Source organism: Salinicoccus carnicancri Crm (genome assembly GCF_000330705.1).
GTDB classification, from domain to species: Bacteria; Bacillota; Bacilli; order Staphylococcales; family Salinicoccaceae; genus Salinicoccus; species Salinicoccus carnicancri.
Genome location: NZ_ANAM01000001.1, coordinates 165,759 through 181,141, shown reverse-complemented (window position 1 = coordinate 181,141; position 15,383 = coordinate 165,759). Strand labels below are relative to the sequence as shown.

The 15,383-nt window shown below is 47.7% G+C and carries 17 protein-coding genes; 7 read left to right on the top strand and 10 right to left on the bottom strand.

The window, feature by feature from the left end:
* Positions 1-36: 36 nt before the first annotated feature.
* From C792_RS0100890 to C792_RS0100845, 10 genes are all read right to left on the bottom strand, one after another.
* A complete protein-coding gene (locus C792_RS0100890) occupies positions 37-1,059 on the bottom strand; it encodes a PTS sugar transporter subunit IIC (RefSeq protein WP_017547554.1) in 1,023 nt (340 codons plus the stop codon).
* Positions 1,060-1,098: 39 nt separating this feature from the next.
* Entirely contained in the window at positions 1,099-2,286 is a 1,188-nt protein-coding gene (locus C792_RS0100885; RefSeq protein WP_026090165.1) for a M20 family metallopeptidase, read from the bottom strand.
* A 244-nt stretch (positions 2,287-2,530) separates the two neighbouring features.
* Positions 2,531-3,349, bottom strand: a complete 819-nt coding sequence (locus C792_RS0100880; RefSeq protein WP_017547552.1) for a MetQ/NlpA family ABC transporter substrate-binding protein — start codon at positions 3,347-3,349, stop codon at positions 2,531-2,533.
* A 26-nt stretch (positions 3,350-3,375) separates the two neighbouring features.
* The gene (locus C792_RS0100875; protein ID WP_017547551.1) at positions 3,376-4,062 is read right to left on the bottom strand and encodes a methionine ABC transporter permease; all 687 of its coding nucleotides are present in this window, start codon (positions 4,060-4,062) and stop codon (positions 3,376-3,378) included.
* The gene (locus C792_RS0100870; protein WP_017547550.1) at positions 4,055-4,792 is read right to left on the bottom strand and encodes a methionine ABC transporter ATP-binding protein; all 738 of its coding nucleotides are present in this window, start codon (positions 4,790-4,792) and stop codon (positions 4,055-4,057) included. The genes C792_RS0100875 and C792_RS0100870 overlap by 8 nt, the downstream gene beginning before the upstream one ends.
* A gap of 143 nt (positions 4,793-4,935) precedes the next feature.
* Positions 4,936-5,691 carry a hypothetical protein gene (locus tag C792_RS0100865; RefSeq protein WP_017547549.1) on the bottom strand — a complete coding sequence of 252 codons (756 nt, stop codon included), beginning with the start codon at positions 5,689-5,691 and terminating at the stop codon, positions 4,936-4,938.
* On the bottom strand, positions 5,675-7,048 hold the full coding sequence (locus tag C792_RS0100860) for a sensor histidine kinase (protein WP_017547548.1): 1,374 nt from the start codon (positions 7,046-7,048) through the stop codon (positions 5,675-5,677). Before C792_RS0100860 ends, C792_RS0100865 begins: the two co-directional genes overlap by 17 nt.
* Before the next feature lie 4 nt (positions 7,049-7,052).
* Positions 7,053-7,730 carry a response regulator transcription factor gene (locus tag C792_RS0100855; RefSeq protein ID WP_017547547.1) on the bottom strand — a complete coding sequence of 226 codons (678 nt, stop codon included), beginning with the start codon at positions 7,728-7,730 and terminating at the stop codon, positions 7,053-7,055.
* Between the two features lie 151 nt (positions 7,731-7,881).
* On the bottom strand, positions 7,882-8,505 hold the full coding sequence (locus C792_RS0100850; RefSeq protein WP_017547546.1) for a PepSY domain-containing protein: 624 nt from the start codon (positions 8,503-8,505) through the stop codon (positions 7,882-7,884).
* 123 nt (positions 8,506-8,628) lie between these two features.
* Positions 8,629-9,204, bottom strand: a complete 576-nt coding sequence (locus C792_RS0100845) for a thymidine kinase (RefSeq protein ID WP_017547545.1) — start codon at positions 9,202-9,204, stop codon at positions 8,629-8,631.
* A gap of 225 nt (positions 9,205-9,429) precedes the next feature.
* Here C792_RS0100845 and C792_RS0100840 point away from each other — a divergent pair, with 225 nt between their 5' ends.
* From C792_RS0100840 to C792_RS0100810, 7 genes are all read left to right on the top strand, one after another.
* A complete protein-coding gene (locus tag C792_RS0100840; RefSeq protein ID WP_017547544.1) occupies positions 9,430-10,434 on the top strand; it encodes an MsnO8 family LLM class oxidoreductase in 1,005 nt (334 codons plus the stop codon).
* 241 nt (positions 10,435-10,675) lie between these two features.
* On the top strand, positions 10,676-11,200 hold the full coding sequence (isaB, locus tag C792_RS0100835) for an immunodominant staphylococcal antigen IsaB family protein (protein WP_017547543.1): 525 nt from the start codon (positions 10,676-10,678) through the stop codon (positions 11,198-11,200).
* A 181-nt stretch (positions 11,201-11,381) separates the two neighbouring features.
* Positions 11,382-12,809, top strand: a complete 1,428-nt coding sequence (locus C792_RS0100830) for an aldehyde dehydrogenase family protein (RefSeq protein WP_017547542.1) — start codon at positions 11,382-11,384, stop codon at positions 12,807-12,809.
* Positions 12,810-12,891: 82 nt separating this feature from the next.
* The gene (dhaK, locus tag C792_RS0100825; protein ID WP_017547541.1) at positions 12,892-13,854 is read left to right on the top strand and encodes a dihydroxyacetone kinase subunit DhaK; all 963 of its coding nucleotides are present in this window, start codon (positions 12,892-12,894) and stop codon (positions 13,852-13,854) included.
* Positions 13,855-13,869: 15 nt separating this feature from the next.
* Positions 13,870-14,454 (top strand): dihydroxyacetone kinase subunit DhaL, encoded by a 585-nt coding sequence (dhaL, locus tag C792_RS0100820; protein WP_017547540.1) that lies wholly within the window; start codon positions 13,870-13,872, stop codon positions 14,452-14,454.
* On the top strand, positions 14,447-14,809 hold the full coding sequence (gene dhaM, locus C792_RS0100815; protein ID WP_017547539.1) for a dihydroxyacetone kinase phosphoryl donor subunit DhaM: 363 nt from the start codon (positions 14,447-14,449) through the stop codon (positions 14,807-14,809). Before dhaL ends, dhaM begins: the two co-directional genes overlap by 8 nt.
* Positions 14,810-14,943: 134 nt before the next feature.
* Positions 14,944-15,336, top strand: coding sequence for a hypothetical protein (locus tag C792_RS0100810; protein ID WP_017547538.1), 393 nt, complete (start codon positions 14,944-14,946; stop codon positions 15,334-15,336).
* The last annotated feature ends 47 nt before the right edge of the window (positions 15,337-15,383 follow it).

The window sequence follows — 15,383 nt, the reverse complement described above, 5'->3', positions numbered from 1 at the left end:
AATCCCAGTAATTTAAAAACCGCTCATCGAGCGGTTCTAAATTTTACCTGTTGTGTCAAAGTCACTTTTACGGACCCGGTAATTTCTGAAGATATAGCTGCCTGCAAGACCGGTTATTCCCGAAATGACTGCGACAATGACAGCGTATAACACCACCTGTGAAGCCGGATTGAAACCGAACAGGACAAGCAGTCCCGCAGTCGGAGTCGCTGTACCCGGCGCATCGTTGATGAGGCCGGAATAGGCGATGACCATGCCGCTTAAGGCTCCCCCTATGAAATTCGTTGCATAAACCGGAACCGGGTTCGCACTGACAAGATCCGCCTTGGACAGAGGTTCTATGGCTACGGAAATGACAGATTTCAAATCACCGATTTTCAGCTTATGGAAAATCACGCTATTCATGAATGCAGAACCGAACGCCGCAAGGCTGCCGACGGCCATAGGTATGCCTGTAAGACCGAGCAGGGCGGTAAGTGCCATCGAACTGAGCGGCGAGGTACCGACGACGGTGATGATACCGCCGAGCATCAGCCCCATGATGAGCGGACTTGTATCGGTGGCTGTTTCAATGATGCTGCCGATCTGGAGCAGGGAAGCATCCACCAATGGCGAGATGCCCATCCCGATCAGACGTGTAAGCGGCACCAGTAAAATGACGACCAATATGAAATCCAGACCGTTTGGAATCTTCTTTTCAAAAAATTTAGCCGCGAATGAAACTATGTATGAGGCAATCAAACCCGGAATGAGTCCGAGTCCCCCCATGGACACCGCAATTATGGCGGAATTCTGCGCATTGACCTTCATGGTCAGCGCGACAAGGAATGCAACAATCACCCCGCTGAGAAGTCCTGCTTCAAGCCCTGTCTCCTGGAAGAATTCAATCCCGAAAATATCTCCAATGACGAATCTCTGCAGAGCCTCGACCAGAAACGTCGCAATTGCGGCTCCGGCCAGTGCCCCCATGACATCCGACCCGTAAGGTGCGTAATAAGTAAATATGGTAAAGAACACAAGTATCACAAGAAGCAATAATATTCCGGTTATCTGTTCCATTAATGTTCCCCTATCGAAAAAGCATACAGCAAAGAAGGATTATTCTTTGCTGTCACCATTCAAGTAATTTATCGCGGCACTTCCAACCGCCTGTGCTGCAATGAGCAATGCATCCTCGTTGATGTCGAATTTCGGATGATGATGCGGGTATACGTCGCCGTCCGGTGCCGCACCAATGTAAATGAAGCAGGAAGGCAGTTCTTTCGTATAATAGGCAAAATCCTCAGATGGCGGCTGCGGCTCACATTCCTCCACAGAAGTGACAGTGGGCAGATCTGCCGCTTTTATCGCCGAAGCAATCTGACGTGTAAGTGCCGGATCATTGTAAAGAGTAGGGTAGTCATCCTTATACTCGAGTACATTCGTAACACCGAAAGTCTCTTCCAGGCCAGAAGAGATCCTTTTGATTTCACCCTCTATGGTTTTCTTAGTCCTATCCCCCATTGCCCGGACATCACCTTCAAGCACCACCTGATCCTTGATGACATTGAAAACACCTTTACCATCAAATGATCCGATGGTCACCACACCGGACTCGAAGGGATTCAGTCTCCTTGAGACGATCGTCTGGATTTCAGACACAAAATGGGCCCCTGCTACAATCGGGTCATTGGCAAGATGCGGCGAAGAGCCATGGCCCCCGGACCCCTTTATCGTAAGCTTGAAAAATCCGCGTCCCGTCATCGATTCCTCTTCCCGGTATAGAACTTTCCCAGTTTCCATGTTACTCATTACATGGGCTCCAAGCACATTGTCCACACCATCCAATACACCGTCGGCAATCATCTGCTGGGCCCCGCCCGGCGGAAGTTCCTCGGCATGCTGATGGATGATGACGATCCTGCCATGAAGTTCATCCTTCATTTCTATCAGAGTCTCTCCCAGTATGAGCATATATGCGGTATGTGCATCATGTCCGCATGCATGCATGACACCTTCATTTTTGGAGGCGAAACCCAGGCCGGTATCTTCAACGATTGGCAATGCATCAAAATCTGCCCTGAGAGCAAGTGTCCTGCCGGGTTTTCCGGTATCTACCGTCACCTTGATTCCATTGCCGCCGACCCCTGTCTCGACTTCGGCATCTTTATCCTTGTAAAAATCAGCGATATATCTGGCAGTTTCAGTTTCCTGAAATGAAAGTTCAGGATTTTCATGCAGATGCCTCCGTATGCCGATCATACGATCTTCCTTTTCCTTCAGTCGCTCCAACAGCTTTCCAAGCATCATTAAACTCCCTCCAACCTTATGATTATCCCTTTTCTAATACATATTAATAAATAATTTAGTTCTAAAGCAAAACTTTCGACATCAATGTAAACAACAATATCAAAGTCCAGCCTATAAATACAGTAAAAATACAAAAAATTCTTAAATATGAAATTTTATATCAGAGAAAACGGTTAAAAATGATAATGAAAAACATCATACAAAAAAGCCGGAGATTTTCATCCCCGGCCATCGTTTATCTCTATTCAATTTCAAATGCAGGCTCCAAATGCCCTTCCTCTTCAAGCTCGGAAAGGAAGTCGTAGACTTCCTGCGACGTGAACGCTTCTTTCGCTGCCTGGACCGCTTCGCTGTCCTGATTATCTTCACGGGCCACAAGCTGTATTGCGAATGTATTATCCTCATCTTCCTCAAGGAAGACGGCGTCATCCGGTGTCAGTCCGACACTTTCTATATAGGTGGGATAGTTGAACACAAGCTCGACCCCGTCTTCGTATGCTCCTGTCAGGTTAAGAAGATCGATATGTGTGAATTCAAGATTATGTGGGTTCTCTTCAATATCATCCACCGTCGCCTCATGGCTGACATCCGCAGACAGGGTGATCAGATCATGCTGTTCAAGTATCATCAGTGCACGTGCTTCATTCGTTGCATCAGCCGGAATCGCCACCTCGGCACCGTCCTCGATATCCTCGATGGAATCATATACAGGTGAGTAATAGCCTACAATCGCATTATAGATCGGCTGCAGTGCAACAAGGTTCCCGTCTTTTTCATCATTGAAGACTTCCATGAAAGGCTCGTGCTGGGCAAAACTTGCATCCACCTCTTCATTCAGAAGTGCCTCATTGTATTGAATGTTGTCGGATACTTCAACAAGTTCAATCTCGTAAGGCTCCTCGATCGCATCACCTGCAATCTCAACAACATCCGTCATCGGCGGAAGGTGTGACGCGACTTTTACCACATTATCCTCTTCGGAGACATCCTCTTCCCCGCCTCCGCCGCAACCTGCCAGCAATAGTGCAACTCCTGTGAAAAACAATCCTTTTTTCAACATATATAATTCTCCTCTTTAAATTTGATTTATCTTTTATCCAGCATGGCTGCGAGTTTGAGCCCCAGCCACTGGGCAATGATTACAAATACGATGATGACGGCGATGGCGCTGTACATGATATCCGTCTCATAGCGCTGGTAGCCGTAGCGGATCGCAAAATCACCGATACCGCCGCCGCCGACTACACCCATGATGGTGGAGTAGGATATGAAACTGACGAATGCAGTGGTAAAACCGATAATAAGGGAGCTCCTGGCCTCCACATAAAGGAATTTCCAGACGAGCTGTGGCGTTGTCACACCCATGGATCTTGCCGTTTCAAGCACTCCTTTCGGAATATCATGGAGGGACTGTTCCACGAATCTTGCATATAATGCAATCGCAATGAGCATCATCGGGAATGATGCGGCCACAGGATCGCCTGTAGCGCGTCCGTAAAAATAGCGGATCAGCGGCTGCATGACCACTACAAGCAGCAGGAACGGAAATGAACGGACGATATTGACGAAGATGTTCGCAGCCTGATACAGGAATTTATTTTCAAGCGGCTTGCCTTTGGATGCCAGATAGAGCAGGGTGCCGAGAGGCAGTCCGAGGATAATTGCAGCGACCATGGCAAATATCATCATTATACCTGTCTCGTAGAGGCTTTCGACAAGCCGGGGGGTGTATTCGATGATGCGTTCTATGTAGACTTGTATCGCTTCAGCCATCCTTCAGCACTTCCAATACACGTTCATGGTAGGACAATTCCGGACGGCCTCTCACCGATCGGTTCACGTCAATGGTGTCAATCAATCTGCCACGCTCCATTACCGCTGCCCGCCTGCACAGCTGCTTGATCACCCCAAGTTCATGCGTAACGATGACCACCGTCATATCAAACTCCTCCTGTGCCCGTCCCAGAACATCCACAATCTCATCGGTTGTATTTTCATCGAGGGCTGAAGTGGGTTCGTCACATAGCAGTATTTTCGGCCGTGTCACCAGAGCCCGGGCGATCCCCACGCGCTGTTTCTGTCCACCGGACAATTCCGCCGGGTAGCTGTCCCGCTTGTCGTCCAGGCCGACAAACTCGATCACCTCATCGACTGACAGGGGTGTTTTATATTTGTGGAGTGTGAGAGGCAGCCTGATATTATCCTCGACTGTCTTGTTGCCCAGCAGATTGAAATGCTGGAAGATCATGCTTATATCCTTCTGGTGCTTCCGCAGGTCTTTTTTACCGAGCGTAACGACATCTGTACCGTCTACGATCACCTGTCCCGAATCCGGGGTTTCAAGTGCGTTGATGAACCGCATCAGCGTAGACTTCCCGGCACCACTCTCACCGATTATACCGAATATCTCCTTGTTTTGTATCGACAGTGTAATGCTGTCGACTGCTTTAAAATCTCCGTTTTTACCGGCAAAAGATTTTGTTGCCGCTTTAATATCAATCAAACCACAACCACCTTCCGTTACTGTTATCCAATTGATACTCAGTATCATTTATAATATCACATCCGATTACTTTGCGGTCACTCCACAGACAGAAAATACCCGGCCGAAAGTATGAATTTCGCAAACCGGGTCCTCATAAAATTCTAATCATCGTCATTGTCGTCTTCGTCGTCATCTTCTCCAGAGCTTCCATCTTCACTGTCGTCGTCAAATTCTATATAATGGTTGTTCTGATACTGCGTGCTGTACTCCTGGAGCTGGCGGGCAAATGCTTCAATATCAGCGATTTCATTGAAATCTGCCTGAAACCATAAAATGTTCATCGCTTTCCCATCCATTGCATCCACCGTCACAAGTGCACCTTCGTCATCATCCTCGACCAGCTGGATGATCTGATACTGCTGCGGATGCGTCTCCTGATTCAGCGTCAGATGAACGAATTGTCCGCCCACTTCACCAGATGCAATATTTTTCGCCTCATCTTCTGTAATCAGTGCATCTGTCTTTTCTTCCTCTTGCTGGTCCCTGTCTTTTTTGGTGTCTGTTTTTTCTCCGGCAGGCTTTTCTTCAGATGTCTCCGTGGAAGCATCTTCCTCGCTGCCAGATGCCGTATCTCTATTCCCATCTTCATTTTTTTCAGTTACGATACCCTCAATGCCGGCATCTTCGGCGCTTACTGTAATCTCATACCGGTATTCCTCATTCGCCAGGGTTACAATATAGGATTGCCCGTCCTCCGTCTGGGAAATATTTTCGATTTCTCCGCCGTAACGGTCCGTGACCATGGCACTCACTTCTTCTTCACCGATACTATCACCGCCTGAGCGACTTACCAGCAGAATGCCGACAGCAATCCCGGCAATGACAGCCGCTATCAGAAGCTTACTCAGTCTCTTCATTTTTCTTCACCTTTTTAATCGTCAATTTGAACGTTGTCCCCACATTCATCCGGCTTGTAACGTCAATGGTGATATCATTTAATTTTGCCAGTTCCTGTGCAATGGACAGACCAAGACCGGAGCCGCCCGTTTTCCGTGCCCGTGCCTTGTCCACGCGGTAAAACCTTGTGAATATATGATCGATATCCTCTGCCGGTATGCCTATGCCTTTGTCAGCTATCGTTACTTCGACATTATTTTCCAGTTCCCGGATATTGATGGATATATTATCCGAACTGTATTTGTAGGCATTATCCAGGAATATCTTTAACAGCTGGTCGAATGTCTCCACATCCACGAGAGCCAGTACCCCTCTATTGTCGAAGGCAAGTTCCATCGGTCTGTCGTATACCTTTTCAAGACGCGCTGTCACATTCCCGATCAGTTTCACGATACGGATCGGCTCCAATTGAAACGATTCATCCTCCCGGCTCACCTTCGCAAAACTGAGAAGCTGCTCAGTCAGATATTGCATCCTTTGTGTTTCATCGCTGATGGCATGGATACTTTCATCCAATATGTCCTCACGCGTTTTGCCGAAACGTTTGAGCATCTGGCTGTACGAACTGATGACGGTGATCGGCGTCTTCAGTTCGTGGGAGGCATTCATGATGAATGCCTGCTGGTTCTCGTCATGCGTTTTCAGATCCAACATCATTTCATTGAATGCCTCGGACAGTTCCCTGAGCTCTTTCGTGTCTTTTTGGTTTATATCGATCATCGTATATTTACTTGTATCATCGGTTTTCTTCATCTTGTCGATCAGCTTGTTGACCGGTTTCAGGATGGCATTGGTGATGACCCGGTTCAGGAGGAAAATCACGGTCAGTATGATGAGTGTCGAAACTACCAATATCCATTTCAGCACTTCGAACGTGTCATAAAGGAAATATACATTTTCATAGATCTGAAGGCTGTGCACCTGTCCGTCATCCCATATGACAGGCAGGGAGACCATGACAAACTCCATGCCCTCATGGGATACGGACTTTTTATACTGGCTCGTGCTGTAAGGTTCAGCCAGACCTGCATATTCTGTCTCGGTCGCGATACGGACCACGGGATTCCCTTCGCTGTCAACGACCCTGACATAGCCGTCCGACAGCAGGAACGCCTGCAGCACCGCTTCACTGTTGACATTATTTGCATTGGCTTTCTGGAGTTCCTCCATGATATTCGCTCCGCGGTTTTCGAGCTGGTCCATTTCCGCATTCAACGAAAAGTTCTTATAGGAATAATAAACGAACAGATTGATCAGTATGACGACAATGACTGTCATGACCGTCGTATATAATTGTATCTTCGTCCCCAGTTTCATCCTGTCAGTCCTTCACCATATATCCAATACCCCTGACACTCGCGATAATGGATGGTTTTTCACGGTCGAGCTTTTTACGGATGTATCTTACATAGACATCAACGGTATTCGTATCTCCATAATAATCAAAGCCCCATACCGCTTCAATTATCTGTTCACGTGAGAGTGCCTGATTTTTATGCTCGATCAGAAAATACAGCAGATTATATTCTTTCTGGGTCAGATAGACCAGTTCCTCACCGATATAAACTTCCCGCGCCATCGGAACAACTCTGAGATGACGGTATTCGATATCCTCCAGCACCGGCTCCGAAACCGCAGACTTCTGTTTCAACTGCGTGCGTATGCGGGCAAGCAGCTCTTCAATCTCAAACGGCTTCGTCATATAGTCGTTGGCACCGGAATCCAGTCCGCTGACTTTATCCATTACAGCATCCCTTGCCGTGAGCATTATGATTCTCGTATTTTCATCCTTCTGTCTTACCCTGCGGAGCACTTCCAGGCCATTCAGTTCCGGTATCATGACATCAAGCAGTATCAGATCGAATGTATCGCCCTCATAACGCTCCAGCGCTTCCTTTCCCGTGTAGGCAACTGCCACTTCATACTCTTCAAACTCCAGCTCCAGCTGGATGACGCGTGCAATCTTTTCGTCATCTTCAACAATCAATATCTTACCCATATGTGATTCTCCTTATGACAGTCACTGTGTTTATGAATACCATTACACCGATTATAGCATGACGGGAACATGGAACTTCGCCAGAGAATTATTAAAATTCAATTAAAAAATCCGGGAGCATGACTCCCGGATTCAGCGTTCGAGGCGGGTACTAGTCATCTGTGTCAACAATCTCCCCGGTTTTCGCATCCAGTTCAACTTCAACCTCTTCGCCATCCGCTTCCAGTTCCACTTCATATTCAGCATCGTCATCGTCAAAGTCCCATTCGACAGCCTGTCCCCCGGTTTTTTCTTCTGCGATCTGAACCGCTTCTTCAGAGGAGATCATACTGCTGTCTGCTCTGTCCTGATCATTTTTGTCATCGTCACTGCCTTCAGCGTCTTCCCCGTCTTCTTCATCACGTTCTTCCGCATCATCTCCGTCTTCATCACGGTCGAAATCTTCTTCAAGAATTTCCAATGTTTCTGCATTGATGTCCACTTCATATTCTTCTTTCCCGTTTTTCATCTCTATTTCGTAGTAGTATATCCCGTCTTCTTCATCCAGTTCGACATCTATAACTTTGCCGTCAAAATTCTTCTTCGCCTCTTCCACTGCCTTCTGCGCATTCTGCTCCACCTTATCCGTCTCCACTTGCCCGGAGGTTACTTCAGCCGTCCCCTCTTTGCCGTCTGCTTCCCAGTCCATATCCGTATCCGCACTGACGCTTGAACATGCTCCCAATAGCAGTGCTGATACGATACCGCCTGCCAGTAAATATTTCTTGTTCATCATTTTAACGCCTCCTGTGTTATTTGTTAATTTCATTATAGGAAGCAGCAGCTAAAGGAGGGTTAATGAAAAATTAAAAAACGGTTAAAGAATGGAGTGTTTTCTTTAACCGTTCGAATACTTCTATCATTTCACGAGTTCGAGCCGGGCTTTGTAGCATTTCCGGCACACAGGCACATATTCCTCATCACCCATCTTTATCGTTTCACCGACGTTGATCGGTGCCCCGTCCAGCATACGCATATTCATCGTTGCCTTCTTGTTGCAGAACTGGCATATTGTCTTCAGCTCGTCTATTGCATCCGAAAGCTCCAGCAGCACTTTGCTGCCTTCAAAAAGCTCTCCCCGGAAGTCGGTCTTGAGGCCATAGCAAATGACCGGGATATCCAGGTAGTCCGCAATATCACTCAGGTTATGGATATCCTCCCTTGAGAGGAACTGGGCTTCATCCACCACAACGGCATGGACTCTTGCTGTTTCATTTATATCTCTCACTTCATTATAGATATGTTCATGTATATACTCACAGACCAGTTCAAGTCCGACTCTGGACCTGATCTTTTTGAAGCCGCTCCGCGTATCTATGGGTGTCGTATATGCAAGGCACTGCTTTCCCTGCGTCGTATACTGATGGTGTGTCGTTATGATCTGATTGCTTTTATTACTCTGCATCGTGCCGTATCTGTAATAGAGCTTTGCCATGGAATGCACCGTCTTCCCTTATGTATTGCTTCATCATTTTCTATTTTAGACGGGATTTTATCCCCGGAAATCATGATATCACATTTCTTCTTCCCTGCCTCCCGGGAAATATGCACTTTGCAGAAATTAATTCCCACTTTACAAGTCGGGATGATTGACGGGGATTGCCCTCAGTTATACAATCACTCATATATTCAGAAAAATTTAATACATAGGAGTGGTGTCATGGAGTTCAGCATATTAAATCAGAGCCCTGTCCTTGAAGGCGGGGATGTTTCTTCCTCCCTCAATGATACAATCGAACTTGCACAAAAGGCCGATGAGAGGGGCTACAGGCGCTATTATGTTTCAGAACATCACAATGAACCGCTTGCCGGTACCGCACCAGAAATCATGATTTCCCATCTGCTGGCTTATACAAAGCGGATCAATATAGGTTCAGGCGGTGTGATGCTCCAGCATTACAGTCCCTTCAAGGTGGCGGAACAGTTCCAACTTATGAGCCACCTGGCACCCGGGAGGGTGGACCTCGGTATCGGCAAGGCACCGGGAGGACTCCGTCTGTCCACGGCTGCGCTGCAATCCGGATTTGCGGAGAACGGACCATCCTTTGATGAGAAATTCAAAGCACTGGCCGGGTTTGTGAACCAGACACAGACGGGTGAATTCAAAGATTTGAAGACTTCCCCGGACAGTTCAAATCCACCGGAACTTTTCCTTCTCGGCTCCAGCCCGGATTCAGCACTCTTTGCCGCCCGTGAAAATGTCAATTTCATTTACGCACATTTCATCAGCAATGACCAAAAGAAACTTGAAGACAGCATCAGTGCTTACAGGAAGAACAACGGTAAAGGCAGCTTCATTGCTGCATTGTCCGTTGTCGTCACTGACGATAAAGAGGCCCAAAGGCGCCTGAAGGAAGAGAACACCCTGTATGAACTGCATCATGACAGCGGAAAAATACTGAGGGTCAAAGGCGAAGTGCGGGCTGCGAGTGCAATCGCAGCCTCAGAGGAGCCTGTAACAGCAAAGAGGGTGGAGGCGGATATCATCGTCGGCACTAGAGAAGATGTGCTGCAGAAACTTGGATGGTATATCGAAAATAACGGCATAGATGAACTGATGTTCCATCTACCCACCAATGATAAAAAACTGCGTCACCAGACAATCGAGGCACTGGCACCCGTCGATACCCTCCAAAAAAGCCTGGAAATGCCGGCTGCAAAATGAATATTACCCGGGAAATCAGGTCTCCTTTCAATGGAACACCCAGAACAAATGAAATCGTCCACGATTTCCTGAAATGACCTTCGACTTATAAGGAGCATAATGCTCCTTTTTCACTTGTGTAAATATAATTTCTTGTAAGTGCAAGTTATAAATCAATTGATTTCATATATCAAATGTTGTAAAATTCCAATAACAGTAGAATAGCCAGTCATAAATACCACCCAAAAGGGAGGTGAGTTTAATGAGTAAGATAGTCAAAATGCTGCTCACAGTCTGTGTTGCCTTCGTCGCATTCGCAGGGGCAGCCGGTGTTGCCGAAGCCTCTGAAGATACATCTCAGCAGTCAGAGGGAGCATATTACTATTATAACGGCTATACGGGCTATGGCGATGATGGAAGATTTATTCTCGATGAGACATTCATCAACGCAATTGCCAGCAATAACTTCAAACTGAACGGCTATCAGATTGATATGACGGAAGAGGCATTTTTAGAACACGGGAATGAAGCAGCAATAACAGCTGTTTATGATCAGCACATCCATGTAGTCGGTGAAGGCGCAGTCTTCGCAGACATGCCGATCAACCCCGGCGCAGTCACAGAAGCTGAAGTGTTTGACGTATACGGTGACCCTGCCCACTCCAATTACGGGGAACAGGGCGACAACACCCATTATTATCAACTGAAGGGCATGCAGATTACGTTCAATGTCAACGACGGTTACGTGACCTCCGTTTCAGTCGGCGGTACACATGTCACGGAGTAAAACCTAATATACTTGGAACACAAAGAACCGCACTCCGACAGAGTGCGGTTTCTTCATTGTGTAACAATTCCATGTTCCTACAGACAGTCTTTTCAAACGTGATAATTTTTATCTTCAATTGTGATTAAAGAGGGGCGTTTAAGGATACAGTATAATATTACGGAATAAAGGAGAATCATGAATGAAAGATCATACCAGACAATATATAAATGGCGAATGGGTGGAAAGTTCAAGCGGCGAGACGATCAATGTCATCAATCCCGCGACGGGTGACGCTTTCGGCAGGATTGCCAAAGGGAATGCCGCCGATGTGGATAAAGCTGTGAATGCGGCCCATGATGTTTATATAGAATTTCGTAACACACCTGTAGAGGAACGCCGCGAGATGCTCGACAGAATTGTCAATGAGTACGAAAACCGCAAAGATGATCTGATAGAAGCAATTACCGATGAACTCGGTTCTCCAATAGATAAATCTGAAAAAGTCCATTATCAGATGGGGCTGAACCACTTTGCTGCAGCACGTGATGCACTGGATTCTTTCGAATTCGAGGAACAGCGCGGTGAAAACCTGGTGGTCAAGGAAGCAATTGGTGTTGCCGGCCTGATTACACCGTGGAACTTCCCGACCAACCAGACTTCACTCAAGCTGGCGGCTGCGTTCGCGGCTGGCAGCCCGGTCATTCTCAAGCCTTCCGAAGAAACACCGTTTGCCTCTGTGATACTGGCTGAAATCTTCGATAAGGCCGGTGTTCCGAAAGGTGTCTTCAACCTCGTGAACGGTGACGGCGAAGGAGTCGGCAACCCGCTCAGCGAACATCCCAAAGTGCGTATGATGTCATTCACCGGCTCCGGCAGGACCGGTGCGAAAATCATGGAGAAAGCAAGCGCCGATTTCAAAAAAGTATCCCTTGAACTCGGTGGTAAATCGCCGCTGATCATTCTGGATGATGCAAATGTGGATGATGCAGCCTTCACAGCTGTACAGAAAGTTGTCAATAACACCGGACAGGTGTGCACAGCCGGCACACGGACACTGATCCCGGAATCCATGAAAGACGAATTCCTGGAGAAAGTAAAAGAGAAGATGGAAGATGTGAAAGTTGGCAATCCGCGTGAAGAGGGCGTCAAAATGGGACCTCTCATCAGCAGGAAACAGTATGATACGGTCCAGTCCTATATCAATAAAGGTGTAGAAGAGGGGGCCACGCTCTACCACGGCGGCGCCGACCAGCCCGAAGGGCTGGCTGAAGGCTTCTATGTCAAACCGACCGTGTTCAGCGACGTGGATAATAAGATGACCATCGCCCAGGAGGAAATATTCGGCCCCGTCATGTCGGTCATCACCTATAAGGACCTGGATGAAGCTATTGCGCTTGCAAACGATACAAAATACGGCCTCGCGGGATACGTCTTCGGGGAAGATCCTGAAACACTCAAAAAAGTGGCTCGTTCCATTGAGGCGGGCACTGTGGAGATCAACAATGCCAAAGGCGGAGCCGATCTGCCGTTCGGCGGTTACAAGCAATCCGGCATCGGCCGCGAGTGGGGCGATTTCGGCATCGATGAATTCCTCGAAGTAAAATCGATCAAAGGATACTTCAAGTAGTTGCCGTGAAATAATCACACCCCAACCCTGTCCATCAGGGTTGGGGATTCATTTATGACAATCATACGAGGAGGAGACAGTTTTGAAAAAACTCATTAACGAAAAAGAGCACTTCCTGAAGGATATGCTGGACGGCCTGAAGTTTCACAATGGACGCGTGGATGTGATCGAGGATACCGTTGTCGTCAGAAAGCATAAGAAGGAAGAGGGGCCTGCGCTTGTCTCGGGAGGCGGAAGCGGGCATGAACCGGCCCACGCCGGCTATGTGGCCGAGGGTATGCTGGATGCCGCAGTGTGCGGGGAAGTGTTCACTTCCCCCACACCGGACAAGGTACTTGCAGCAATCAAACACGTGGATAACGGTGACGGCGTACTGCTGATCATCAAAAATTATGCCGGTGACGTGATGAATTTCGAAATGGCCCAGGAAATGGCTGAATCAGAAGGTCATAAAATTGCCTCGGTCATCGTCAGGGATGACGTGACCATAGAGAATGTTGAACAGCGCCGCGGGGTGGCGGGCACGGTGATCGTCCATAAATACGCCGGATACCTGGCATCACATAACGTCCCCCTTGACCAAATCAAAGAGCAGGTCGAAAAGATGATGGAATCCCTTTATTCCGTGGGGATGGCTGTACAGCCATGCATGGTCCCGACGACCGGCGAATATGGTTTCGAACTTGGTGAGGATGAGATGGAAATCGGCATCGGCATCCACGGCGAGAAAGGTATATACCGGGAAAAACTCGCTTCTGTGAATGAAATCGCAGACCGGCTGCTGGATGAATTATTCAAGTATACAGACAGCGAGACACTCATTCTCATGATCAACGGCATGGGCGGCACGCCTGACAGTGAACTCAACATTGTGACAAAGTATGTGATGGAATCCCTTGAGAAACGAAACAGGAAAGTATCCAAACTGCTCGTCGGCGACTATATGACCGCACTCGATATGCAGGGCTTTTCACTGACGGTTGCAGATGATGATGAAGAACTGGTCAAGGCAATCAATGCGCCGGTGGAATCAAAACACTTTTAAGGAAGAAGGATATATATGGATGCAGAAAAACTTCTGGCACAGCTCCATGGCTTAAAGACAGTATTCGATGAAAAGGAAAGTGAACTGACAGCGCTTGACCGCGAAATCGGTGACGGCGACCATGGCGTAAACATGAAGCGCGGCTTCAATGCTGTGGATGAAAAGGTGTCTGAAGGCAGTACAAAAGAGATATTGAAGCAGACCGGCATGACATTGATGAGCTCAATCGGCGGGGCAAGCGGACCGCTGTACGGTTTCAGTTTCGTCAAGATGAGCGATGCTGCCGCTGATGAAATTGATGCGGACAATCTGGCCCAAATGCTGGATATTTTCACCGAGACCGTCGCTGAAAAAGGAAAAGTCGAAGGCGGAGAGAAAACCATGTATGACGTCATTTCGAAATCCGCCGGCGTTTTACGTGAAACAGGCGGCTTGAAAATGGAGGATGTACAGAAGCTCGCCGACGACACAGAAGATATGATCGCCACCAAGGGGCGGGCTGCATATTTCAAGGAAAAATCCAAAGGGACGGTTGATCCGGGCGCACAAAGCGCAGTCTACATCATCCATGCCCTTGGAGAGGGTGTTGACAATGGCTGATATTCTTATCATAAGCCACAGCAGCAAAATTGCCGAAGGGACGAAGGCCCTGGTGGGACAGATGGCTAAAGATGTCACCATCCATGCTTCCGGCGGAGTGGACGGAGAAATTGGTACAAATATCGACCAGATCAATAACATGCTCGGATCAATTGGAAATGATACCATCTGTTTCTATGATATCGGCTCCAGTCTGATGAACCTGGAAATGGCTGTCGAAATGTATGACGGTCCGTACGCCGTACACATATCCAAGGCGCCGCTCGTGGAAGGGAGCTTTCTGGCAGGGGTCGAAAGCAGTGTGGGCACCGAGACGGAATACATTCTGGAAAAACTGAATGAGATGAAAAAATAAAGGAAATCCCGGACCGCATTGATCCGGGATTTTTATGAAGACATTTAAGAATTATTTAATATTCATTTTAGAATTTGATAATTTTCATACGGTATATTGGTCATAGTCAATAATCAGGAAAAGAGGAACAGACTATGACCAATAATACAAAGCACCTTAACCCCGGGTTGGTCCTTACACTGGCGCTGATTGCGCTGATCAGGCCATTCATGAGCATAACGGGCATTTCGGAGGCCATTGGATCTGGTGCAAGCGTTACGGCGACAGTCCTCATATCAATCATCTGGGTGGCCGCTACCGTCATACGCAAAGAAGCTCGTCCTGTACTTACACTTGTCTCGGCAGGGGTTGCGTATGCAGTGTTTGCAGTCATCATCAGTGGAGTAATGTCCCCGATTTTGACAGGGGCCCTCCAGGGACCTTTGACCAGCCCTTTTGCAATTATCAGTGTGCTCATGACCAATATCATATGGGGATTCGCCACAGGATGCATCGCCGCAATACTTCTGAATTTAAGACGACAATAAAAGCCGCAATCCGGTTTCTGGATTGCGGCTTAACTATTTCCCGGGCA

Bases quoted from the DNA above. Each gene is read 5' to 3' on its own strand.
- C792_RS0100860 (WP_017547548.1), bottom strand. From the start codon at position 7,048: ATGAAACTGGGGACGAAGATACAATTATATACGACGGTCATGACAGTC.
- C792_RS0100850 (WP_017547546.1), bottom strand. From the start codon at position 8,505: ATGATGAACAAGAAATATTTACTGGCAGGCGGTATCGTATCAGCACTG.
- C792_RS0100875 (WP_017547551.1), bottom strand. From the start codon at position 4,062: ATGGCTGAAGCGATACAAGTCTACATAGAACGCATCATCGAATACACC.
- C792_RS0100845 (WP_017547545.1), bottom strand. From the start codon at position 9,204: ATGGCAAAGCTCTATTACAGATACGGCACGATGCAGAGTAATAAAAGC.
- C792_RS0100890 (WP_017547554.1), bottom strand. From the start codon at position 1,059: ATGGAACAGATAACCGGAATATTATTGCTTCTTGTGATACTTGTGTTC.
- C792_RS0100855 (WP_017547547.1), bottom strand. From the start codon at position 7,730: ATGGGTAAGATATTGATTGTTGAAGATGACGAAAAGATTGCACGCGTC.
- C792_RS0100830 (WP_017547542.1), top strand. From the start codon at position 11,382: ATGAAAGATCATACCAGACAATATATAAATGGCGAATGGGTGGAAAGT.
- C792_RS0100810 (WP_017547538.1), top strand. From the start codon at position 14,944: ATGACCAATAATACAAAGCACCTTAACCCCGGGTTGGTCCTTACACTG.
- isaB (WP_017547543.1), top strand. From the start codon at position 10,676: ATGAGTAAGATAGTCAAAATGCTGCTCACAGTCTGTGTTGCCTTCGTC.
- dhaM (WP_017547539.1), top strand. From the start codon at position 14,447: ATGGCTGATATTCTTATCATAAGCCACAGCAGCAAAATTGCCGAAGGG.
- C792_RS0100880 (WP_017547552.1), bottom strand. From the start codon at position 3,349: ATGTTGAAAAAAGGATTGTTTTTCACAGGAGTTGCACTATTGCTGGCA.
- C792_RS0100885 (WP_026090165.1), bottom strand. From the start codon at position 2,286: ATGCTTGGAAAGCTGTTGGAGCGACTGAAGGAAAAGGAAGATCGTATG.
- C792_RS0100840 (WP_017547544.1), top strand. From the start codon at position 9,430: ATGGAGTTCAGCATATTAAATCAGAGCCCTGTCCTTGAAGGCGGGGAT.
- C792_RS0100865 (WP_017547549.1), bottom strand. From the start codon at position 5,691: ATGAAGAGACTGAGTAAGCTTCTGATAGCGGCTGTCATTGCCGGGATT.
- dhaL (WP_017547540.1), top strand. From the start codon at position 13,870: ATGGATGCAGAAAAACTTCTGGCACAGCTCCATGGCTTAAAGACAGTA.